Here is a 21,387-nt window from a genome sequence, read left to right as displayed (position 1 = left end):
CCTCAGTTGGCCGGAGTATAGTGATAGGGACCGACGACCGTGCCGACGAAGCCGCCAGCCTTCTTCGTGCTGAGCAGCGTGGCGTCGACGCCGTCCTTCAACGTCTTCACCTTGTCCCCAACGCCATAGTCGAACGCCATGGTTCCGCCGGTTGCGCGAATGGTAAGGGTCACAGGGGCGCTGAGGGTGATGGGCGCGGAGGCGATCAGCGTATCGCTATCGGCCGCATCGCGAGTGTAGAGTGCGACGACCCGCTTGCCGGCGATCCGGGTGAGGCCGAAGAAAAGATTGCTCCGGTCGCTCTGTACGGCTGCAAGACCGGCACGATCGCCATCCCTGGCCGGGCTGTAGCGCAGCGTGGTGGAAAAGATGGCGTTGGCATGCTGTTGCCGCCGCCCAATGAAGGCTGGAACGCCGCTCAGGTCGCCGAGAGGGGCGCCGCTTTCCAGCGCAAGCGCGCCGTCCTTGAGGTGATAGAAGGGCTTTTGCGGCGTGCGGATACCGATCCATTCCATCGGCAAGGCGTTGCCGTCAAACTCTTCGACATAGGCGAAATCACCGCTGGTGGGCAAAGCGGGCTTGGGTTGTACCGGCAGATTGGGCAGATTGAGGGCATGGGGGATCGCCTGTCCGCGCGGCAGGATGACCGGCCAGCCATTCTTCCATTCCACCGGCAGCAGGAAAGTTTCGCGCCCGATATTGTAGAAGTCGTCGGCATAAGGGCGCACGGCAAGGAATGTCGCCCACCAGTCGCCATTTTGCGTCTCGACAAGTTGGGCATGGCCTGCCGATCCGATCATGTCGGGCCGCGCGGGATCGAGATCGCGCTGGGTGAGGATCGGATTGCCTTCGAAAGCGACATAGGGCCCGCGCAACGCCTTGGATCGCAATACGACCTGCGAATGGTTGACGCTCGTGCCGCCTTCGGCTGCGGTCAGATAATAATAGCCGTCCTTGCGGAAGATATGCGGCCCTTCGATCCAGACTGGTTTCTTGCTGATATCGACCCCGCCGTTGATCAGTTGCGTGCTTGGGCCGACCATCTTGCCCGCGCGCCAGTCATATTCCTGAATCCAGATGGCGCGGTGGCCGTTATAGCGGGGCGGTTCGTCCGGTGCGCGGTTGTTGACGATATAGGCCTTGTCACCTTCCCAGTAGATGGACGGATCGATCCCCTCAAAGGGTAGCCAGATGGGGTTAGACCATGGACCGGCCGGATCTTTGGCGGTGATGACGAAATTGCCCTTACATTCGACGCAGGTGTTGACGATGTAGAAGGTGCCGCCGTGATAACTGATGGCGGGTGCGAATACCGCCTGCGAAATGCGACGGCCATTGAAGTTCAGTTGTTCGGGCCGGTCTATGGCATTGCCGATCTGCGTCCAGTTGACCAGATCCTTCGATTTGAAGATCGGAAGGCCCGGATAATGGGCAAAGGATGAATTGACGAGATAATAGTCGTCGCCCACACGCGTGACCGACGGGTCGGGGTAATAGCCCGTCAGGATTGGATTGCGATATTCCCCGGCCTTGACCGCGACCTTTTCAGCCGACTGCCCATCATAGGTAAATCGATCGAACCGCGCAGGCGCCGCATCGGCGGGCGCGGCGAACAGCGAAAGAGACAGTATCGATGGTATGAGCGCAGACAGGCGCAAGGTCGGGTGGGTCATGCTGTATCTCTCCTTCAACTGCCGTGCTGCGCCGCGCCGGCTATATTTTCGCGATAGCGCTACCATGAACTGGCTGCGATGTTCAGTGGTGGGATTTTCCTATTTTCCCGGATTGCGGGCGGAAATGCCCGCATCCGTCTGCACGACCGGCTTCATGGTGCCGTCGCGATTATATTCCAGGCGCTCGACGGTCACTGCACGCCGTCCGATCGCGCCGTTCAGATCGCCGATGGCCAGCGCGGCATTATGCAGGAATATATACCATTGCTTCTTGAACTCGGTGATGCCGGCGTGAATGGTGAAGCTATATTTGCCCGATCCGGTGAGTTCCCCGCGATAGGTCCACGGGCCATCGAGTGATGTCGCCGTGGCATAGGAAATACGCTCGTCGCGATGGGTCGCGCGGTCGAGCGAGGCATAGGTCAGATAGTAAAGCTTGCCCCGCTTGTGGAGCCAGGGGCCCTCCTCGAAATGCGGCGGCGTGATTTCCCGTATGGGTCCATCGATCTCGATCATGTTGGGCTTCAGCTTTGCGATATAGCATTGGCGATTGCCCCAGGCGATCCAAGTCACCCCGTCATCGTCGGTGAAGACGGTGGGGTCGATATCTTCCCAGCTATGCGTGCCTTTCGGCGTCATCTGGTTGGTGATGAGCGCCGATCCCTTCGCATCGACGAAAGGGCCGGTCGGCGTGTCGGATACGGCGACCGCGATCGCCTTGCCCGGATGGCTATTGTCATGCTCGACCGCGGCATAGAACCAGTATTTACCGTTCTTCTTGATGGTCTGCGATGCCCAGGCGTCCTTCTTGGCCCATTTGAAATCCGACACGTTCATGATCGGCCCATGGTCGGTCCAATGTTTCATATCGGTGGTCGAATAGACGAGCCATTCGCGCATGTTGAACATCTCGTCCCGCTGGGCCTCGTCATGGCCGACGTAGAGATAGAGACGGTTCCCATCCACCATGGGCGCGGGATCTGCGGTGAACTTGTCACGGATGATGGGATTGGTGCCGGCCACGTCTTGCGACAGAGCGGGCGCCGCCATGGTGGCGAGAAGAAAGGGAAGGAGCGACCGGCGCATGAAGATGGTCCTTATGATGAAAGTCAGTCGAGGATGATGCGGCGATGACCGTCAAAGATCATCATTTGCCGTGCCCGGCACCCAGCATCGACAGGCGCCGACGCAAAACCCGCAATTGCCGCTTTGCTGATGCCCTTCCATGTCTTAGGTCGATTGATCGCATTTCGAGAGCGTGAGGGAATTTATGGCACGATCGCAGCAAATGGGGCGTGGCGCGACCGTAGTGGATGTTGCGAAACGTGCCGGGGTATCGTCGATGACGGTATCGCGCGTGATCAACGGGCGGTCGGGCGTGAGTGCGGAGACGCGCGCCGTTGTCGAGGAGGCGATCAAGGCTCTCGCCTACACACCCAATGTTGCGGCGCGCAATCTGGTCAACTCGACGGAATTGCGGATCGGCATCATCTATTCCAATGCGAACGCCGCGTTCATGAGCGAGTTTCTGACCGGGGTTTTCGAAGAAGCGTCGTCGCGCGGCGCGCGTTTGATTTTGTTGAAAGGGGAAGGCGGGCGCGCGCCCGCGGTGGAAGCCATCGAAGAGTTGGTCGCATCCGGGCTGAGCGGCGCTTTGCTGGCGCCGCCGCTGGGTGAAGCGCCCGATGTGCTGCGGGTTTTGCGCGACGCGAGATGTGCGATGGCTGCCGTCGGTGCCTATCAATCCCCCGGCAAGATTTGCGTGCGGATCGATGATCGCGCGGCATCCTACCAGATGACACGCCTTCTCCTTGATCTGGGACATAGGCAGCTGGGATTCATATTGGGCAACCCCGATCAGGCCGCGAGCGCTGAACGGATGGCCGGTTTCTATGCAGCGATCCGTGAAACGGGCGGGGTAGAGGTTCAGGTGGTGCAGGGCGACTTCACCTATGTGTCCGGGCTGGCGGCCGCCGAACATCTGTTGGCGATGCCCAGTCGACCCACTGCGATCTTCGCGAGCAATGACGATATGGCGGCTGCCGTGGTGTCCGTGGCACACCGGCGCCATCTGGATGTGCCGGCCGAACTGACCGTGGCGGGTTTCGACGATACGACGGCGGCGCAAACGCTGTGGCCCCCGCTGACCACGGTCCATCAGCCCGTGCGCGAATTGGCCGCTGAAGCACTGAGTCTGCTGATTGCCGAAATCGCAGCGGAAAAGGGCCACTCGCGGGTTCCCCGCGAAACCATACTCGATCACAGGATCGTGGAACGTCAGTCGACCGGAGCGCATGTACCCTCTCCGCCTTCATAGATGAACCAGCTGAAATCGGCGGGCATCGCCATGCCGGACAAATCCTGGCAGGCCATGCCGACGAAGGTGCCGGTGAAGTTGGGGAGGCCGGGGCACGTTACTTCGTCCGACAGGATCGTTGCGTCCAGCCTTTGAGGCAAGATGTGCCAATTGGTGTCACCTTCGGCGCGCCAGCTGAAGATCAGGACATCGCCGTCGACATCTGCTCTCAGTTCGATCGGCCCGTTGGGCAGTCGACCGACCGTCTCCATCGTGACGCCTTCCGCCAGAAGCGGCGATGCAATCATCAACTGCAATTCGCGTGCTTCGCCTTCCACGCTGATATTGAGATAATAATATTTCGTGCTGTTATAATAGAGAATGAGCCCCGCAGCCTGCTGGAAGCAACGCGGCGAAAAATCGACGCAGGTTGTCGCTGTGAAGCGTCGATGTTCCAGCCGCCGGGCGACAAGCGCCTGCTCGAAATGGCTCCCTACGGTTTCCCGCCCGTACAGTCGCAGGAAGCCGGGCCGTTCGGACAGACTGAAGAGGCGTTCTGGCAAGGGAGTACGCAGCCATTGAAATTCCAAGGGCAGGAAATCCCGATCGAAACGGCCATCCCAATCGTCCTGCGGCCAGGGTATGGACGGCAGGTCGGGCGCTTGTGGCGTTTCGACCGGGCGCGCGTCGCCGTCCAAGGTGCGCAGCCACCCATCGTCATGCCATCGCATCGGTTGTATCGCCGTTTCGCGCCCCAGAATGCAGCGCTCCTTCCCCGGAACGGGGCGGCCGCATAAATAGGCGAGCCAGGGCGATCCATCCTTCAGTTCGACCAGATCGCCATGCCCGGCGCGCGTAATGGGGCCTTCACGGCGCCCCGCCGCCGTCAGTACCGGGCCATCGGGATGCACGTCATATGGCCCCAGCAAATCGCGTGAGCGAGCCATGACTACGGCATGGTCCCATCCGGTCCCCCCTTCGGCGACCAGCAGATGATACCATCCGTCCCGCTTGTAGATGTGCGGACCTTCGGTGAAGCCCAGATCGGTTCCCTTGAAAATCAGATGGGGTTCGCCGACAAGGGCCTGAGCGGTGCGATCAAATTGCTGGATCTGAATGCCCGCGAACCGGCCCCGGCCGGGCCGATGATCCCATAGCATGTTCAGCATCCAGCTTCGGCCGTCGTCATCGTGAAACAGGGCGGGATCGAAGCCGCTGCTGTTGAGGTGAACAGCCTCCGACCAATTGCCGTCGATCTGGTCGCAATGCACGACATAGTTGGGAAAGTCCCGCAAGGACGCGCCTTTGGCGCCATTGACGGTCGTCACGCCATATCGTTTGACGTCCGTGAATATGAGCCAGAAGCGTCCATCTGCATAGCTGAGGTCGGGGGCCCAGACGCCGCAGGAATCAGGCGCGCCACGCATGTCCAATTGCGTCGCTTGCGCCAGTGGTCGCGCGACGAGCCGCCAGTGCTTGAGATCGCGGCTATGATGAATCTGCACGCCGGGATACCATTCGAAGGTCGACGTAGCGATGTAGAAATCATCGCCGACCCGCAGGATGGACGGATCGGGATTGAAGCCTGGAAGGATCGGATTTGAGATGATGTTCATGCGGGTTTACGCACCAATATCCACAGGAGAAGGGCGCCCAGCAGGTCAAGGACGCCAAGGATGATGAAGAATGGCTCATAGCCGACCTGATCGACCATCTGACCCAGGAGCAGGGTGAAGACGAGCACGCCAAGATTGCCTGCAAGGCCGGCCAAGCCTGCCGCTGTGGCCACGACGTTGCGAGGAAACAGGTCAGAGGCCATCGTGATGACGGTGACGGACAGCGTTTGATGCGCAAACCCGCCCAGGCAAAGCAAGGCGATCGCCACATAGGGGTTCGTCGCCATACCGACAAAGGCCATGCCCGTCATCATCGCCGCGCCCAGCGTAAACGTCCAGCGGCGTGCGTCGATCAGATCGACATTGCGCCGTTGCAGGAAGGTGACGACGGCCGGACCGAAAAGACATCCAAGGTCCGCGGCAAGAAAGGGCAGCCAGGCGAAAAGGGCAATCTGGGTCAGATCGAAACCGCGAACGCGCGCGAGATAGAGCGGCATCCAGAACGACAACATGCCCCATACAGGGTCGGCAAGCATCCTGGGCAGGGCGATCCCCCAAAGGTCGCGCCTGCGTAGAAGGCTCATGATGGAGGCGCGGGTCGCTTGCGGCGCAAGCCGTGCTTCTTGCCCACTGGCAATATAGTCGCGCTCCTGATCGGTCAGGCGGGGGTGTCGCGACGGGCTGTTATAATAGAATAGCCAGAGCAATGCCCAACCAAGACCGATGGCGCCCGCTATCACGAATGCCAGGCGCCAACTGTGCATCATGACGGCCCATGCCACCAAAGGTGGGGCAAAGACTGCGCCGAACGATGCGCCGATATTGTACACGCCGCCTGCAAGGCCGCGCTCCTTGGACGGAAACCATTCCGCCACCAGCTTTTGCCCGGCAGGTTGCGCAGACCCTTCGGCAAGCCCCAACAGGCCGCGCAGCGCGGCAAATCCGAACCACCCGTTTACGAACCCATGGGCCATCGTGATGATCGACCAGGCGGCGACGCAAATGCCGAAACCGATGCGCAGCCCGACGCTGTCGAGAAAATATCCCGCGACCGGCTGAAGCATCACGCCGAGCTGAAAGGCGCTCGTGATCCAGCCATATTCGATGCTGTTTATCGATTGTTCCGTCAAAATGATCGGCGCTGCAACCCCCAGCACGGAGCGCGAAAGATAGTTGATGACCATCGCACCGACGAAAAGGCCGATGATGGTCCATCTTATTTTTCCCATGCGGAAAATCGTCATCACCATGACATGATAACGTTAACAGAAAAATTGCGACGAAGCGCATTCTGGCACGATCGGCTCACATCTGCATGAGCATATTGCTCTGATGTGTAAAATAATGTCGGCCGTCTCAAAGCGTGAAATCCTTATCCTCTCTGTCTTGTCTGACTATTGACAACAATCTCGGGAGATATCAATAGGCGTTGTTAGCGCTAACTAACTTTCTGTCGAGTCTTTGACATGCTCGGCGGCGATGCGCAGTTTCGGAGGTCTACTCCGCGACAGGGATAGAAAAATCTAGGGGAGAGAGCAGTATGTCGCATTCCAATTTTCGTATCGCAAAATCCGCCATGGGGCCTGCCACCGTCAGCATGGCCGCCCTGCTGACGTGCATGATCGCCGCGCCGGCCATGGCGCAGGATAGAGCAGGCGTGGCAGCGCCTCAAGGCGCCCAGCAATCAGCCAATGATAGCGATATCGTCGTCACAGGTTCACGCATCAAGGCAAGCGGCTACACGGCGCCCACGCCCACGACCGCGATCGATTCGGGTGCCATCGAAGCCAATGCGCAGCCCAACATCTTCACCACCATCGCGCAACTGCCGTCGCTGCAGGGGTCGAGCGGTACGGCGGTGAACACGTTCAGCACGTCGAGCGGCCAGCAGGGTTTGAGTTCCTTCTCGCTGCGAGGCGTGGGCGCCATCCGTACCCTGACCCTGCTTGATGGACAGCGGGTCGTCGGCGCGAACGTGACCGGTGTGCCTGACATCAGCCTGTTTCCGCAGCTGCTCGTGCAGCGCGTCGACGTCGTGAATGGCGGCGCATCCGCCTCCTACGGCTCGGACGCGGTCGGCGGCGTCGTCAACTTCATCACCGACACCCGGTTCAAGGGCTTTAAGGGCAATGTCCAGGGCGGCATCAGCCGGTATAGCGACAATGAACAGTTTCTGGTTCAGCTGGCGGCAGGCACCAGCTTCCTCGATGATCGCGCGCATCTGGTCGTCAGCGGCGAATATGCCGATGAAAAGGGCGTCGGCGGCGGCGATTTCGGTATCGGCCTGGCCGGGGGCCGCGACTGGTTCAAGCAGACCAGCCTGATCGACCGGGGTGCGGTCAACGACGGATCGCCCCGTTTCGTCCTGCGCGACTATGCCCAGGCTTATAATTATACTAAATATGGCCTGATCACGTCCGGCCCGCTCCAGGGCACGGCATTCGATCAGAATGGCAATCCGTTCCAGTTCAACTACGGATCGGGCGGCGTGCCGGCGCGCGACGGTACCACCAATGTGCGCAACTGTTTCCCCGGCTTCTGCCTTGGCGGCGACCTGTCGGGCAATGTCGATGCGGGGCGCACGCTTCAATCGGCGATCAAGCGGGTCAATAGCTATGCTCGGCTCGGTTATGATTTCGCCGACAATGACGAACTTTATTTCACCTTCAACTTCGGCCAGGTGAAGACCCACAACACCCCGGTCGGCGGCATGAACAAGCCCGGCCTGACCATCCAGTGCGCCAATCCGTTCGTTCCGGCATCGATCAAGACGGCATGTGCGACGGCGGGCATCACCAGCTTCGGCTATGGCACGAGCAATGCCGCGCTGGGCAACACCCGCGTGGATACGGATCGTCGCCAGTATCGCGGCGTCATCGGCGCCAAGGGTGCGTTCAACCTGCTCGGTACCGAATGGTCCTATGACAATTATTTCGAGCATGGCGTTAATTTCACCGCCATCGACGTGTCGAACATTCTGCTGACCAATCGTTTCAACGACGCCATCAACGCGACCACGTTGAATGGCTCGATCGTTTGCGCCAGCGCCACGGCGCGGGCGAACGGTTGCCAGCCGCTCAACATTTTCGGCGGCAATCCGTCGGCCGGCGCGCTGTCCTATATCATGCCTGAAAACGGCCCGTTCCAGCGGACGCGCCAGACGCAGGACGTGGTCAGCGTCAATTTTTCCGGTTCGCCTCTCGAACTGTGGGCCGGCCCGCTGTCGATCGCGTTCGGTGCCGAATACCGGCATGAATTCTACAAGGTCCGCGCCGACGCCTATGGCATGGGCTCCAACTTCGCGCCCAACACCGCCGACTATCCGTTCGATCCTACGCTGCTGCCGGGCGGCAACAACTGGTATGCGGGCAACTACAAGAGCGGCGGTGGCGCCTATGGCGTGAAAGAAGCCTTTTTCGAGGCCGATCTGCCGATCATCAACAGCGATGCACTGGGCAAGGCCAACATCAACGGCGCTGTGCGCGTGACCGATTACAGCACGTCGGGCACGATCTGGGCCTGGAAGGTCGGCGGCACATGGAACCTGCCGGTCGATGGTTTCCGCTTGCGTGGCGTGACGTCGAAGGATGTGCGTGCCCCCAATCTGTCGGAACTGTTCGCAGCGCCCGTCACCACGACGCTGCCCAACTTCTTCGATCCGTTCACCGGCCGTAACGTGCTGGCGATCCAGAATAGCATCGGCAACGCCAATTTGCGGCCTGAAACCGCACGCAACACGACAGCCGGCATCGCCTTTTCCGGTGCATCCTGGTTGCCGGGCTTCAGCGCGTCGTTCGATTACTACAAGATCAAGATCAAGGACGTCATCTCCAGCCTGGGCGCCGGCGACATCGTCAACCTGTGTTTCCAGAACGTCCGGCCGGAAACGTGCAGCGCGTTCAATCTGAACAATCAGCAAGGGCCGAACTTCATCAACGTGCAGGCGTTCAACCTGGCGTCGATCGACACCAGCGGTTTCGACATCGAAGCCAGCTATCAGTGGCAGCGTCCGCTGGGCCTGCCGGGCAGCCTGACCTTGCGCGGTCTGGCGACGCATGTCAGCAAGTTCGTGACGGACTCCGGCCTGATCGGTACGATCCCGGTGGACTCGGCTGGCGCCAATCTGGGCAACACGCCCGACTGGAAGTTCCTGGCGATCCAGAGCTATGAGAATGACAAATTCTCGCTGATGGTGCAGGAACGCTGGTTCAGCGATGGCGTGCTGGGTCATCAATATGTGGTCTGCCAGCCGGGTAGCTGCCCTGCATCGACCAACAATCATCCGACGATCGATCAGAATTTCATGCCTGGCGCCTTCTATGTGGATATTGGCGGTACCTACAATATCACGCCGCAGGTCACGGCGTACTTCAAGGTCGATAACCTGCTCGACCGCGATCCCGCCAAGTCGCCTTATTTCGTCAACCCGAACCTCTATGACGTGATCGGGCGCATGTACCGGGCGGGTGTCCGCTTCAAATTCTGATGCTGAACGATGCCGGGCCGGCGCGATGTGCGTCGGCCCGGCTTGATCATAAAAACTGGGGAGAGAGTTGCATGAGAGGATTGACCTTGTGCACGGCAATTGCGGCTATCATCCTTCCGGCTGCGTTGCCGGCATCCTCTCCCCCTTCTTCCCTATCGGCCGCCAAGCAGCGACTGATCGTCCTCAGCGACATCGAAGCGGATCCGGACGATACGCAATCTTTCGTGCGGCTGTTGCTCTACGCCAACCAGATCGACCTTGAAGGGCTGATCGCCACGACCTCCGTGCATATGAAGCAGGCGGTGTATGCGGATTCCATTCGGCCGATCATAGATGAATATGGCAAGGTACAGCCCAATCTGAACCTGCATGAACCGGGCTTCCCTGCGGCTGCGCGTTTGCAGTCTCTGGTGCGTGAAGGACAGCCGGCTTATGGCATGGCGGCGGTTGGAGAAGGGCATGACACGGCGGGATCGCGCCTGATCGTGCAAGCGATCGAGAAGGATGATCCAAGACCGCTCTGGGTGTCGGTCTGGGGTGGCGCCAACAGCCTGGCGCAGGCACTTTACAGCTTGCGCGCGACCAGATCGGCCGAGGATGTGTCGCGCTTGGTGAGCCGGCTGCGCGTTTATACGATTTCCGATCAGGACGACAGCGGCGCATGGATCCGCCGGAATTTTCCTACGCTATTCTATATCGTCAGCCCTGGTGGCTATGGCGCGGGGACGTGGACAGCTATCCATAGTCGGATCGACGGTGCGGAAAATGGCACCATCTCCAACGACTGGTTGCGCGACAATATCCAGCAAGGCCATGGTCCGTTGGGAGCGGCCTATCCCGATGTCTCCTATGGGATGGAGGGCGACACGCCGGCTTATCTATCGTTGATCCCTAATGGTTTGAGCGACCCTGAATATCCCAACTGGGGCGGTTGGGGCGGGCGATACGAACTCTATGTGCCGGCCGCCGCGGCAACCGACCCCAATGGCTTTACGGGCGGCGTGCCGATCGAACCGGAAACCCGGCCGATCTGGACCAACGCCTCGGATGCCGTGGCGCCGTTGACCCGCAACGCGATCGGCCGCGCGGTCATGCCCGGGGAAAGGACGATAAAGGATTTTCGCGCTACGCTCTGGCGCTGGCGGGCGGATTTTCAGAATGATTTTGCCGCGCGCATGGATTGGTCGATCACAGCCTATAAGGACGCCAATCATCCGCCGAAGGTTCAACTGGCGCACCCCGACTGGTTGACGGTAAAGGCCGGGCAGCGCTTCTTCCTGAGCGGGCTGGGCACGACCGACCCTGACGGGGACAGTCTGAGCTATTACTGGTTCCATTATCCCGAAGTGGGTGGCTGGACATCGGCAATAACATCCGGGATTGCGCCGAATATCGTGACGGTCGATTTTACCGCTCCGATGGTCGAGGAGCGGCGCGACGCGCATTTCATCCTGGCGGTCACCGACAAGGGAACACCGCCTGTCACGCGATATCGGCGGGTGATCGTGACGATCGAGCCATGACGATGCAGCAAGAAGATAGCGGGATACAGAGGATGAACTGGGGAAGGTGGGCAAGTATAGGCGCGGTCCTGGCCTGCTGGTCCTTGCCGACATTGGCGCAGTTGCCACCGATGCCGAACATTCCACAGATCGGCGCACGCGATCGACCCGCTGGCGAGCATTTCAAAATCGTCATTCCCAACCGCCCAGCGCCGGTTCCGCTGATTCTGCATGTTTCGCCAAGCGGGTCGGATGAAGGAGACGGGTCGGCTGCCCGGCCCTTCGCCTCGCTTGCGCGCGCGCAGCAGGCGGTGCGGGCTCTCAATCACGACCATGATGTCACCGTGTCACTGGCCCAAGGCGTCTATCGCCTGACAGCGCCGCTGCGCTTCAACGCCAGGGACGGAGGGCAGAATGGCTATACGGTCCGCTGGGAAGGTGCGAGCGGTCTGCGCACCATGCTGTCCGGCGGCACCCCGGTGACTGGCTGGAGCCAGGTCGACAAGCAGCGCAATATCTGGATGGCGCGAGTGCCGGTCGGAATGGATCCGCGGCAATTGAGCGTTGCGGGGCGATTGGTTCAGCGGGCGTCGGTGGAAATTCCCCGATCCGCCGTCGCCTTTCATCCATGGGGCCTGGAGATCCGCGACCCCGCCTGGCGCTTTCTCTCAACATTGCCCGATCAAAGCAGAATGGAGATCGAAGGAATGAGCTGGTTCACCCATCGCCACGCGATGGTGGATCATATCGACGGCGACCGGATCGTGATGCAGCAGCCTGGCTGGCGCAACAATCTGGTGGGCTATGACACGCTTGCGCGACCGGTGTCGGCGGACGTTGCACGACTATTCTTGGTGAACGCCTTGGCGTTTCTGCGTGATCCGGGCCATTGGTTCGTCGACCCCAAGGCCGGGCGTCTTTATTACAAGCCGTTGCCGGGCGAAGACATGAATCGGATCGAGGTGATTCTGCCGCATTTGGAGCATCTTGTCTCCATCGCGGGCACCTATGACGATCCGGTTCGAGATCTGGAATTTCGTCGGCTGCATTTCAGCCATACGAGCTGGCGCCGCCCGTCCGGCCCGGATGGCTATGCCAGTCAACAGAGCGGCGCCTATCTTTCCGGCGACCTCGTCGATTATCCCGCGGATCCCGTTCGCGATTGCAGTTGGGGATGCTGGTCGTTCGAACGGATGCGCAATCGGTGGAGCCAACAGCCAGCCGCCGTACAGGTTGCAGCGGCGCGGCGCATCCTGTTTGACGAAGATCGATTTTCTCAGCTGGGGCAGATCGCGTTGGGCATCGGCAATAACCCTGACGCCAACGATAGCGGCATCGGCCTGGGTAGTTCGGCGATCGAGGTGACGAACAGCGAATTTGTCGATCTGGCCGGGGGAGCGATCATGGCGGGTGGAATCCAGCCTGATGCCCATCACCCCTCACGTCCTGAGATGGGTTTGCGCGATATCATCATCCGCAACAATCGCATCAAGAGCGTGTCGCACGACTATAAAGAACAATCGGCCATTCTCGTGACCTATGCGTCCGGCACGATCATCATGAACAACGATGTTTCCGACACACCTTATGACGGCATAGATGTGGGGTGGGGCTGGGGTGCCAATGATCCGGGCGGTAGCGCCGAATATTGGCGAAAACAGCGGGGATATTATGATCAGCCCGGCAACATCGTCTATGACACGCCTACCACCCTGCGCGACACGGTCGTAAAGGGCAATCGGGTGGGGCGGGTGAAGCAATGGTTCCCCGATGGCGGCGCCATCTATCATCTGTCGGCTGATCCGGGCGCTCTGATCGCGGAAAACTACGTCTATGATGTAGCGGGCTCTGGCGGTATCGCCAACTATCTTGATGAAGGTTCGCGCTATGTCACCGTGCGGAACAACGTCCTGGATCGCATCGGGGGCGTATGGCTGAACCTCAACACGCAGTCCCATATCGCGCCCAAGCGCACCGCGCTGGATAATGTCGCGACGGGCAACTGGTATAATGGGGGCAAGCTCAACGACGAATGGAGCGATTATCTCAACAACCGGGCGGCGGACAATGTCCTGGTGACCGGCAAAGACTGGCCGATTGAAGCCCAGCGCATAATCGACGCGAGCGGCGTTGAGCAGGCCGCGTCGCGCCGTCCGTGAGGACGGCATGTCCCGGCGCCGATACCGGTTCGGGCGGGTCGTGGTCTGTTACGCGCAACCTGGCTGAGCGATCAGCGTAGCCAATCGACCGCTTTAGGTTGATCCAACGGTGACCAGGGTGGCAGCCGGACCATGATCGCGTCGAAAAGCGTCGAAGCCAGATAGGTCGACAACCAATGTCTGACCCGGTCGAGCGGCTGCGCCACGAACCAATGTTGATCGACCGACGCAAATTGCCGTACGAACGGAATGATGGCGGCATCAGCTAGACCGCGCTTGTCACCGCACAAATGGGGGGCATTGGCCAGCCTCTCCTCCAGCAAAAGGAGGAATGTCAGTCCGCTGGCACGATGGGCATCGCTGTTCGATCCATGACGCTCCGGATATTTATAGCGATCTAGGTCATGTTTGAACCGGCCGTCATTGATGGCGATCAAGTCCGGATCGTCGCGGTCGAGCCAGCCTTCCGGATCGTTTCGCGCCAATGTCCTACGCATGATGTCGATACTCTCTTCGATGACCGTGCCGTCGGGCATCAGAAGCACGGGAACGGTAGCTTTGGGCGACAAAGCGAGCATGGCATCGGGCTTGGCCGACAGCTTGACCTCGCGCAGTTCGACGGTCGTAGCGCTTGCCGCCAACGCCAGCCTTGCTCGCATCGCATAGGGGCAGCGGCGAAAGCTGTAGAGGATCGGCAGCACCTAGGCTGCGCCATCCTTGATCAGACGATAGGCCGCATTCAGCAGGTGGCTCATATCTTCTTCGCTCAACACATATAGGGGATCATAATCCAGGCCGACCCGTCTCGCCTGCCGCCAATGATCGGCATAAAGCCCCTTGTCGGAACCGAACATGCCATGGACATGGCGCGCCAGTACGGGGTTACTGTCGGCAGCATTCGCCAGTCGGAAGATCGCGGCGTCGACGACATGCGGCCCAACCATGATCCACAGATGGCCCCGCCATGCCGGCGCGTCGGCGGCAAATGGGCTTGTGCCATCGGACGGCAATCGGTCCTGCCGCACCGCCATGCCCTCTACGCGCAACGTGCCCGCCACAAGATGCACCGGCGCGTCCAAGCGGCGCTGAAGCTGGAAGGCGAGGGTCGCGCTGAGCGACTGTTCCTGCCCTGCCGTCGCCGGGAACAGTTTGAGAATGTCGGCGGCGCCACTGGCGATCCCGGCACGGTCTTGTTCGCTCCAGTCATAGGCCTTGAAAGTCCTGGCCGCCGGCCATCCATGTGTCGCAGCGACAAGGCGGCCCAATTGGACAAGGTCGGATAAGGCGCGCATCATCAGTCTCAATTCATGGGGGAAGGCAGGACAGGCCCTTAGTCGAGCCGGTGCTCGTAGCCAAGATGGAAGGACGAAGGAAGAAGACGCCCTAGACCCGCACATCCATCGCCCGTCGCCCGGCATCGCCAAAAACCCTCAGATATCGCGCGATCTCATCAGGCTCGCCTGTGGCCTTGGCAGGATTGTCGGACAGTTTGACGGCTGGCCGCCCATTCGCCTCGACCACCTTGCAGACCAGCGATATGGGATCCAGCCCGTCGGTCGCAAAAGGTGCACAGCTGCGAAAATCATTGGTCAGGTTGGTGCCCCAACCGAAACTCATCCGCACCCGGCCGTGAAAATGGCGGTAGGTGGCCTCGATGCTGTCCACATCCATGCCATCGGAAAAGATCAGCAATTTATCGCGCGGATCACGCCCCTTTTCCCGCCACCAGCGGATGATCTGTTCGCCGCCCTCGATCGGCGGCGCACTATCCGGGCGAAAGCCGGTCCAGTCCGCCAGCCAATCGGGCGCGTTCCTCAAAAAGGCCGCGGTACCAAAAGCGTCTGGCAAGGCGATGCGCAGATTGCCGCCATAATGATCCTGCCAGTCGGCCAGGACGCGATAGGGCGCGGCGGCCAGCGCTTTGTCTCCATCGGCCAGCGCTGCCAGCACCATGGGCAATTCGTGCGCATTGGTACCTATCGCTTCCAGGTCCGCATCCATGGCCAGCAGGATGTTGGAAGAACCGATAAAGCGGCTGCCCAACCCTTCCTTCAACGCCTCTACGCACCAGCGCTGCCAGAGGAACCCATGCCGACGGCGGGTGCCGAAGTCCGAAATGACGATGTCGGGCAACTGGGCCAGACGCTCCACCTTGCTCCAGAGTTTCGCCTTGGCCCTGGCATAGAGGACATCCAATTCGAAGCGGCCCCGGCCCTTCATCGCCGCGCGGGAGCGCAATTCGTTGACGATCGTGAGAGCAGGAATTTCCCACATCGTCGTGTGCGTCCAGGGGCCATGAAAGCGCAGCTCATATTGGCCGTCGCTCTTGTGCAATTCATAGTCGGGCAGGCGGAAATCGGCCAGCCAGTCGATGAAATCGGGGCTGAACATCTGCGCCTTGCCGTAGAAGCTGTTGCCAGCCAGCCAGATCAGCTCCTTTTTCCCGAAGCGTAACGACCGGGCCTGGTCGAGTTGAGCGCGCAACTCGCTTTCTTCGATGACATCGGCCAGCCGTACGGATGTCGTGCGGTTGATCAGGGCAAAGGTCGCTTCCACGTCCGGATAGAGATGCCGGATCATCTGGAGCATCAGCAGCTTGTAGAAATCCGTATCGAGCAAACTGCGCACGATCGGATCGAGCCGCCAATTATGATTATGTGTCCGCGTCGCTATGTCGGTGAAAACCATGGAGAGCCTGTCCAGCCTGTGATGCGCCGAACATAGGGACGGCGAGGGCGCTTGTCAGGTTCGCTTCGCCAATATGCCACAAGCAAAAAGAAAGGCTGATCGGGACCGACCAGCCTTGAAAGTTTTTAGGAGAGGATGCCTGAAAGGCGAGATCCGTTTCGCACCAGGACCGCTTCGGCGCAAATGCGAACCAGGCGATCGCGATTGCAACGAGCGCAATCGTAGGAAGGTGCGGTTCGTTTCGTTTTCGTATCGTAACCTGCGCGCATTGGGCGCGCGGACTTTTCTCTTTCAGGATTGTCCATTCTTGTTTCCGATCCGTCGCATATCGCCATCCGACGATGATCGGGACTGGACGGCCGTTCGGACGACGTTGGTCCGCTATATATGTGGGCATACCGGACAGAGTGGCCTGGCCGAGGAGGTTGCGCAGGAAACACCGACCGGCCTCATCGCCTTGCAGCAGCGGGGCGAGATCGGCTGCGCGGACGCAGGCCTATCAGCTGATCGACCTCAGCCATGACAGCCTGATCTATCGCGCCCTCACTGCGACGGGCAAGCCGCTGGACGAGGTCGTGCTGCGCAAGACTTTGCCTTGAAAGACCTGCTTCGTTCAACCGGACAGGTCAGCCAATTCTCCGGCATCGCTCACTACGCCTTTTGCCGTAATATAGGCGGTGACGAGCGACGCCGGCGTGATGTCGAAGGCTGGATTGATGGTGGCCGATCGTGTCAGGGCCACGGTGACTGGACCGCCTTCAGCATCTGCGCCGGTCATGAACGCAACCTCGTCGCCGGCGCGGTCCTCGATCTCGACGTCGGCGCCGGTGGCTGTTGCCGGGTCATAGGTGCCGTCCGGCAAGGCGATGAAAAACGGGACATCGTGGGCGCGGGCGGCCAACGCCTTCAGATAGGTGCCGATCTTGTTGCAGACGTCGCCATTGGCGGTCACCCGGTCTGTGCCCACGATAACCATGTCCACTTCGCCCCGCTGCATCAGCAGGCCGCCTGCATTGTCGACGATATAGCTATGCGGCACCCCATGCTGCGTCAGTTCCAGCGCGGTGAGCGCCCCCTGATTGCGCGGGCGCGTCTCGTCCACCCACACATGGATGGCGATGCCGGCCTGCTGGGCCAGATAGAGCGGCGCTGTTGCCGTGCCCCAGGCGACCGTCGCCAGCCAGCCCGCGTTGCAGTGGGTCAGGATGTTGACCGGCGCGCCGCCCTTTCGCGCGGCGATCGCTTCTATGAGTGGCAGGCCGGCCTGACCGATGGCGTGGTTCATCGCCACATCCTCGTCGCAGATGATTGCGGCTTGGGCATAGGCTGCCGCAGCCCGCTTATCTGGGGCGACGGGTGCGACCCGCCGGCGCATCCGATCCAGCGCCCAGCGCAGGTTGACGGCGGTGGGCCGTGTCCGCAGCAGACGGGCATAGGCCTGCTCCAGCGCGCTATCGCCGGGATCGGCGCGTAGTCCGAGCGCCAGCCCATAGGCGGCCACTGCGCCGATCAGGGGCGCGCCGCGCGTCGCCATGTCGGCGATCGCGACGGCGGCATCTTCGACAGTGCGCAGAACCAGCCGTTCGATCGCCCAGGGCAGCCGCCGCTGGTCGAATATGCCCACGCTCCAACCATCCGGCTCGATCCAGACAGAGCGGCTGTCGCGTCCGTCGATCTTCATGCCGGAACCGGTTCGGAAGCGATGATGGGGCGGATGGCTGCCATGTCCGGAAAGCGATCGCGTTCCAGAAGGAGGGCGCGGCCGAATGATAGGGCCTGCCGCTCGCATTTTGCGCGCGTGTTCACGTCGGCGATACTCTCGAAATCGGCGACATGGGCCAGGCCCAATATCCGCCGGATGATCTCGCACCCGGCAAAGCCCAGCATATCGCGCCAGATGGCATAGAGGCGGGCGGAAATCGCCGCCTCTCGCAAGACATCATCCTGACGGGCCAGGGCATGAAGTGCACCGGCTTCATCTGCCAGGTCGAGATTGCGCCAATGATCTGCAAACCGTTCGGCAAAATCCTGCCATAAAGCGTCGGCCTGTTCGACCAGCCAGCCGTCATGGGGCATATCGGGCCGCAACCCCGCTTGCGCAAATGCCGCCAGCCACAGATTGGCGATGATCATTCCCACGTCGAAACCGATCGGACCGTAAAAGGCGAATTCCGGATCGATCACCTTGCTGTCATCCTGCGTGACCATCACCGATCCGGTGTGCAGGTCGCCATGGAGCAGGGCCTCGGGCGCAGCCAGGAAGCGCGCCTTCATCTCCTGCACGGCAAGGCGCAGCGGTGTGTCGGCCTGGAAGCGGCTGACCACATCCTCCAGACCTGGCGTATGCCAGTTCATCGGGGCGTCGAAAAAGGGCTCGTCGAAGATCAGATCCTCGCTGATCCGGCACATGGCTGTGTTGCCCAGATAGGCGGCGATCCGCGCCTTCTTCTGTGCCACAGGCACGGCAAGATCGGACGTGAAGAATAGCGTGTCGGCCAGAAATTCGGCCAGATGCTCGGCCAGACGCGGATAGCGCAATCCTTCGACCAGCGCGCCGCGCAGCGTGCGATGGGGCACCAGATAGTCCATGGCCGTAAGCGCCATGGCGTCGTCATGATGCACGAGCGCAGGTACGCGATGTGGCGCGCATCGCGCCTGATCGGCCAGCGCCAGTCGCTCATAATAGGCTCGTGACAAGGGTAGGGGCCAGCTTTCCCCGACCATGCGGACGTAGGGCAGGGCCTGCTTGACCGCGACGCCGCCATCCGGCCCGGTGACGAGAAAGACGAGGTTGAGATTGCCGTCGCCCACTTCCTGAACCACCCAATCGGCGGGCGTGCCGCCAAGCCGATCGCAAATGGCGGCGATCGTGCCGAGATGGCCGGCCGCGGTCGCTTCCGTCAGCATATGATAGGTCATGCAAACAGGCTTTCAGGCAAGATGCTGTCGAAATCCCCCACGGCTCGATAGGCGCCATCGGGCAAGGGTGCGTCGCGGACCAGCAGCGTCACGGCAAGGCCGGCGCTCTGCGCAGCTGCCAGTTCCGCCTCCACATCGGACAGGAACAGGATATCGGCCGGCGGCAGGTCGATCGCATCGGCAATGGCACGATAGGATGCAGCGTCCTTCTTTCCACCGATCGCCGTGTCGAAATACCCCGAAAAGAGCGGCGTCAGATCGCCCGCCACGCTATGGCCGAACAGCAGCTTCTGCGCGGCTACCGAGCCGGAAGAATAAACGTAAAGCGATATGCGGCGCGCATTCCATCGGCGCAGACCGGCGACGGCGTCGGGATAGACATGGCCCTGCAAACTGCCATCGGCAAAGCCCTCTGCCCAGATCATGCCCTGCAACGTCTTGAGCGGGCCGATCTTGCGATCCGCATCCTGCCAGGCGATCAACTGGATGATGCAGGCGTCGACATCCAGGCCAGCATCGCCTGCTTCCGTGCGTACATCGGCCAATAACGGCCCGAGCCTGTCGGCATGATCGCGGACATGGTCGGCGATGCGGGCGCGCGAATAGGGGAACAGCACATCATGCACGAAGGACAGGCTGGATGTCGTCCCCTCTATATCGGTTATGATGGCGCGGGGGATCATGGCTGCGGCTCGTAAAGTGGAATGGCCTGCGCGATGGGATCGCCCGTGAACCGGGCGATCCAGCCTTCGGGCGTCGTGAACAGGCGGATGGCGGTAAAATGCGGCTGCGCACCTGTGTCGAACCAGTGAACGGTATCGGCCGGCAATATGATGAGGTCGCCCGCGGTGCACAGCAAGGCATGCACCACAGCGTCATGACGGATGTAGAACAGGCCCGCACCCTCGACGAAGAAGCGGACTTCGTCATCGTCATGCACATGTTCGGCCAGGAATTTGGTCCGCAGCATCGTGCGATCGGGATGGTCCGGGGTCAGCCGGATGACGTCGCAGCTGCGATACCCGCCAATATCCTTGAGCTGGCCGATATCACCGGCATAGGCAGAGAGTATATCGGCGTCGCTGGCATCCGGCGCCAGTATCGCATCAGCCGTCCATCGCTCCAGAACGACGCCCGTGGACGCCAGCGCGCTGCGTATCTCATTGAGATCGCTGCTGTCGCCCAGATGATGATAGGGCGCGGTGTCGGCATAGCGGGACAGGCTGGTCATCGCGTCGCTCCCGCCAGTTTACATTCTTCCCATGCGCAACACAGCAGGAATTCGCATGCCTCCACCCTATGTTCGGCGGCCTCCGCGGTTGGCCCCCGGGTATAAAGGCCATGCCCGCGAATATAGAAAGCGGGAAGCAGGGGGGATTGGGCCGTCAGCAAAGGCCGCAACTGATCCGCCAGCGCGGGCATATCCTGGCTATTGTCGACCAGAGGCAACTCGACCCGCGTCGCATGCGTGTCGATGCCGGGAAAGATTTTGAGCAGTTCATAACCTTCCAGCCCGATATGATCCAGACCGGCCAGCGCGCGGCTCAGCACCGTTCCGGCGATGCTGTGCGTATGCAGAACCGCGCCTGCGCCCGGATCTATCGCGTAGATCAGGCAGTGGAGCAGCGTTTCTGCCGACGGCTTCTTCCCGTCGAGCGCGTCACCAGCAGCGGAGACGCGCATGATATCGTCGCGTGTCAACCGGCCCTTGTGCGATCCCGATATGGTGATGGCGATACTGCCATCGTCCAGCCGGACCGAATAATTCCCGCCGGTCGCCGGCGCATGGCCGCGTGCGTCGATCCGCCGGCCGATTGCGATCAGCATGTCCGCCAGCTGCGTGACATGGGGAGAGATATCGTGCGCCGCCGGTCTGTACATCCCGTCAGCATTAATAACGTCATATGTCGGTTTGGCGACGGCGGCGCCGGGTGCTGATGAGAATTTCTCAAGCAGAGTGGGGTTGCGCCAATCGATGCGTTCCACACCGCCTGCGTGGAACATTACAAATTTGCAACGGAACAGAAACAAGTCTGGCGGCTTCCGTT

The 21,387-nt window shown here is 60.9% G+C and carries 17 protein-coding genes; 5 read left to right on the top strand and 12 right to left on the bottom strand.

The window, feature by feature from the left end; translation table 11 throughout:
- Nucleotides 1-2 precede the first annotated feature (2 nt).
- A complete protein-coding gene (locus tag F4U94_RS02215; RefSeq protein WP_120252967.1) occupies nucleotides 3-1,673 on the bottom strand; it encodes a glycoside hydrolase family 43 protein in 1,671 nt (556 codons plus the stop codon).
- Nucleotides 1,674-1,772: 99 nt separating this feature from the next.
- A complete protein-coding gene (locus tag F4U94_RS02210; RefSeq protein WP_120252968.1) occupies nucleotides 1,773-2,759 on the bottom strand; it encodes a glycoside hydrolase family 43 protein in 987 nt (328 codons plus the stop codon).
- A 184-nt stretch (nucleotides 2,760-2,943) separates the two neighbouring features.
- Here F4U94_RS02210 and F4U94_RS02205 point away from each other — a divergent pair, with 184 nt between their 5' ends.
- Nucleotides 2,944-3,990, top strand: coding sequence for a LacI family DNA-binding transcriptional regulator (locus tag F4U94_RS02205; protein WP_120252969.1), 1,047 nt, complete (start codon nucleotides 2,944-2,946; stop codon nucleotides 3,988-3,990).
- On the opposite strand, the gene F4U94_RS02200 is transcribed toward F4U94_RS02205, so the two are convergent.
- On the bottom strand, nucleotides 3,951-5,585 hold the full coding sequence (locus tag F4U94_RS02200) for a glycoside hydrolase family 43 protein (RefSeq protein ID WP_120252970.1): 1,635 nt from the start codon (nucleotides 5,583-5,585) through the stop codon (nucleotides 3,951-3,953). The two genes, F4U94_RS02205 and F4U94_RS02200, sit on opposite strands and share 40 nt — an antisense overlap.
- A complete protein-coding gene (locus tag F4U94_RS02195) occupies nucleotides 5,582-6,835 on the bottom strand; it encodes an MFS transporter (RefSeq protein WP_172598870.1) in 1,254 nt (417 codons plus the stop codon). Before F4U94_RS02195 ends, F4U94_RS02200 begins: the two co-directional genes overlap by 4 nt.
- Before the next feature lie 326 nt (nucleotides 6,836-7,161).
- On the opposite strand from F4U94_RS02195, the gene F4U94_RS02190 reads away from it, so the two are divergent.
- The 3 genes from F4U94_RS02190 to F4U94_RS02180 all read left to right on the top strand — a co-directional run bounded on the left by F4U94_RS02190 (nucleotide 7,162) and on the right by F4U94_RS02180 (nucleotide 13,732).
- Entirely contained in the window at nucleotides 7,162-10,071 is a 2,910-nt protein-coding gene (locus F4U94_RS02190) for a TonB-dependent receptor plug domain-containing protein (protein ID WP_249042016.1), read from the top strand.
- A 71-nt stretch (nucleotides 10,072-10,142) separates the two neighbouring features.
- Nucleotides 10,143-11,594 carry a DUF1593 domain-containing protein gene (locus F4U94_RS02185; RefSeq protein WP_120252972.1) on the top strand — a complete coding sequence of 484 codons (1,452 nt, stop codon included), beginning with the start codon at nucleotides 10,143-10,145 and terminating at the stop codon, nucleotides 11,592-11,594.
- 110 nt (nucleotides 11,595-11,704) lie between these two features.
- The gene (locus tag F4U94_RS02180) at nucleotides 11,705-13,732 is read left to right on the top strand and encodes a right-handed parallel beta-helix repeat-containing protein (protein WP_211363290.1); all 2,028 of its coding nucleotides are present in this window, start codon (nucleotides 11,705-11,707) and stop codon (nucleotides 13,730-13,732) included.
- 71 nt (nucleotides 13,733-13,803) lie between these two features.
- Here F4U94_RS02180 and F4U94_RS02175 read toward each other — a convergent pair whose 3' ends face one another.
- The 3 genes from F4U94_RS02175 to pncB all read right to left on the bottom strand — a co-directional run bounded on the left by F4U94_RS02175 (nucleotide 13,804) and on the right by pncB (nucleotide 16,420).
- Complete coding sequence (locus tag F4U94_RS02175) at nucleotides 13,804-14,433, bottom strand: glutathione S-transferase (RefSeq protein ID WP_269462545.1); 630 nt, start codon at nucleotides 14,431-14,433, stop codon at nucleotides 13,804-13,806.
- Nucleotides 14,434-15,027 (bottom strand): hypothetical protein, encoded by a 594-nt coding sequence (locus tag F4U94_RS02170; RefSeq protein ID WP_232016215.1) that lies wholly within the window; start codon nucleotides 15,025-15,027, stop codon nucleotides 14,434-14,436. It lies immediately after the preceding gene.
- 88 nt (nucleotides 15,028-15,115) lie between these two features.
- On the bottom strand, nucleotides 15,116-16,420 hold the full coding sequence (gene pncB, locus F4U94_RS02165) for a nicotinate phosphoribosyltransferase (protein ID WP_120252974.1): 1,305 nt from the start codon (nucleotides 16,418-16,420) through the stop codon (nucleotides 15,116-15,118).
- A 425-nt stretch (nucleotides 16,421-16,845) separates the two neighbouring features.
- On the opposite strand from pncB, the gene F4U94_RS24260 reads away from it, so the two are divergent.
- Complete coding sequence (locus F4U94_RS24260; protein WP_170271892.1) at nucleotides 16,846-17,019, top strand: hypothetical protein; 174 nt, start codon at nucleotides 16,846-16,848, stop codon at nucleotides 17,017-17,019.
- A gap of 14 nt (nucleotides 17,020-17,033) precedes the next feature.
- Here the strand turns inward: F4U94_RS24260 and mtnA are convergent, their stop codons facing one another.
- From mtnA to F4U94_RS02140, 5 genes are read right to left on the bottom strand one after another with little or no spacing between them, the layout of a single operon-like run.
- Complete coding sequence (gene mtnA / locus F4U94_RS02160) at nucleotides 17,034-18,101, bottom strand: S-methyl-5-thioribose-1-phosphate isomerase (protein WP_120252975.1); 1,068 nt, start codon at nucleotides 18,099-18,101, stop codon at nucleotides 17,034-17,036.
- Nucleotides 18,098-19,339, bottom strand: a complete 1,242-nt coding sequence (gene mtnK / locus F4U94_RS02155; RefSeq protein WP_120252976.1) for an S-methyl-5-thioribose kinase — start codon at nucleotides 19,337-19,339, stop codon at nucleotides 18,098-18,100. The genes mtnA and mtnK overlap by 4 nt, the downstream gene beginning before the upstream one ends.
- Nucleotides 19,336-20,022 carry an acireductone synthase gene (gene mtnC, locus F4U94_RS02150; protein WP_120252977.1) on the bottom strand — a complete coding sequence of 229 codons (687 nt, stop codon included), beginning with the start codon at nucleotides 20,020-20,022 and terminating at the stop codon, nucleotides 19,336-19,338. The genes mtnK and mtnC overlap by 4 nt, the downstream gene beginning before the upstream one ends.
- Nucleotides 20,019-20,570 carry a 1,2-dihydroxy-3-keto-5-methylthiopentene dioxygenase gene (locus F4U94_RS02145; protein ID WP_120252978.1) on the bottom strand — a complete coding sequence of 184 codons (552 nt, stop codon included), beginning with the start codon at nucleotides 20,568-20,570 and terminating at the stop codon, nucleotides 20,019-20,021. Before F4U94_RS02145 ends, mtnC begins: the two co-directional genes overlap by 4 nt.
- Nucleotides 20,567-21,220, bottom strand: a complete 654-nt coding sequence (locus tag F4U94_RS02140) for a methylthioribulose 1-phosphate dehydratase (RefSeq protein WP_120252979.1) — start codon at nucleotides 21,218-21,220, stop codon at nucleotides 20,567-20,569. Before F4U94_RS02140 ends, F4U94_RS02145 begins: the two co-directional genes overlap by 4 nt.
- Between the last annotated feature and the right edge of the window lie 167 nt (nucleotides 21,221-21,387).

It is taken from the genome of Sphingobium limneticum (assembly GCF_008710155.1).
Lineage (GTDB): Bacteria > Pseudomonadota > Alphaproteobacteria > Sphingomonadales > Sphingomonadaceae > Sphingobium > Sphingobium limneticum.
The sequence above is the reverse complement of the archived record's forward strand: the minus strand, read 5'-3'. Positions and strand labels throughout refer to the sequence as shown.

What these genes read in the sequence shown, in the direction of transcription:
- mtnK (WP_120252976.1), bottom strand. Translation starts at nt 19,339, where the DNA reads ATGACCTATCATATGCTGACGGAAGCGACCGCGGCCGGCCATCTCGGC.
- F4U94_RS02215 (WP_120252967.1), bottom strand. Translation starts at nt 1,673, where the DNA reads ATGACCCACCCGACCTTGCGCCTGTCTGCGCTCATACCATCGATACTG.
- F4U94_RS02170 (WP_232016215.1), bottom strand. Translation starts at nt 15,027, where the DNA reads ATGATGCGCGCCTTATCCGACCTTGTCCAATTGGGCCGCCTTGTCGCT.
- F4U94_RS02145 (WP_120252978.1), bottom strand. Translation starts at nt 20,570, where the DNA reads ATGACCAGCCTGTCCCGCTATGCCGACACCGCGCCCTATCATCATCTG.
- F4U94_RS02140 (WP_120252979.1), bottom strand. Translation starts at nt 21,220, where the DNA reads ATGTACAGACCGGCGGCGCACGATATCTCTCCCCATGTCACGCAGCTG.
- F4U94_RS02205 (WP_120252969.1), top strand. Translation starts at nt 2,944, where the DNA reads ATGGCACGATCGCAGCAAATGGGGCGTGGCGCGACCGTAGTGGATGTT.
- F4U94_RS02195 (WP_172598870.1), bottom strand. Translation starts at nt 6,835, where the DNA reads ATGGTGATGACGATTTTCCGCATGGGAAAAATAAGATGGACCATCATC.
- mtnC (WP_120252977.1), bottom strand. Translation starts at nt 20,022, where the DNA reads ATGATCCCCCGCGCCATCATAACCGATATAGAGGGGACGACATCCAGC.
- F4U94_RS02190 (WP_249042016.1), top strand. Translation starts at nt 7,162, where the DNA reads ATGGGGCCTGCCACCGTCAGCATGGCCGCCCTGCTGACGTGCATGATC.
- F4U94_RS02185 (WP_120252972.1), top strand. Translation starts at nt 10,143, where the DNA reads ATGAGAGGATTGACCTTGTGCACGGCAATTGCGGCTATCATCCTTCCG.
- F4U94_RS02180 (WP_211363290.1), top strand. Translation starts at nt 11,705, where the DNA reads ATGCCGAACATTCCACAGATCGGCGCACGCGATCGACCCGCTGGCGAG.
- mtnA (WP_120252975.1), bottom strand. Translation starts at nt 18,101, where the DNA reads ATGAAGATCGACGGACGCGACAGCCGCTCTGTCTGGATCGAGCCGGAT.
- F4U94_RS02200 (WP_120252970.1), bottom strand. Translation starts at nt 5,585, where the DNA reads ATGAACATCATCTCAAATCCGATCCTTCCAGGCTTCAATCCCGATCCG.
- F4U94_RS02210 (WP_120252968.1), bottom strand. Translation starts at nt 2,759, where the DNA reads ATGCGCCGGTCGCTCCTTCCCTTTCTTCTCGCCACCATGGCGGCGCCC.
- pncB (WP_120252974.1), bottom strand. Translation starts at nt 16,420, where the DNA reads ATGGTTTTCACCGACATAGCGACGCGGACACATAATCATAATTGGCGG.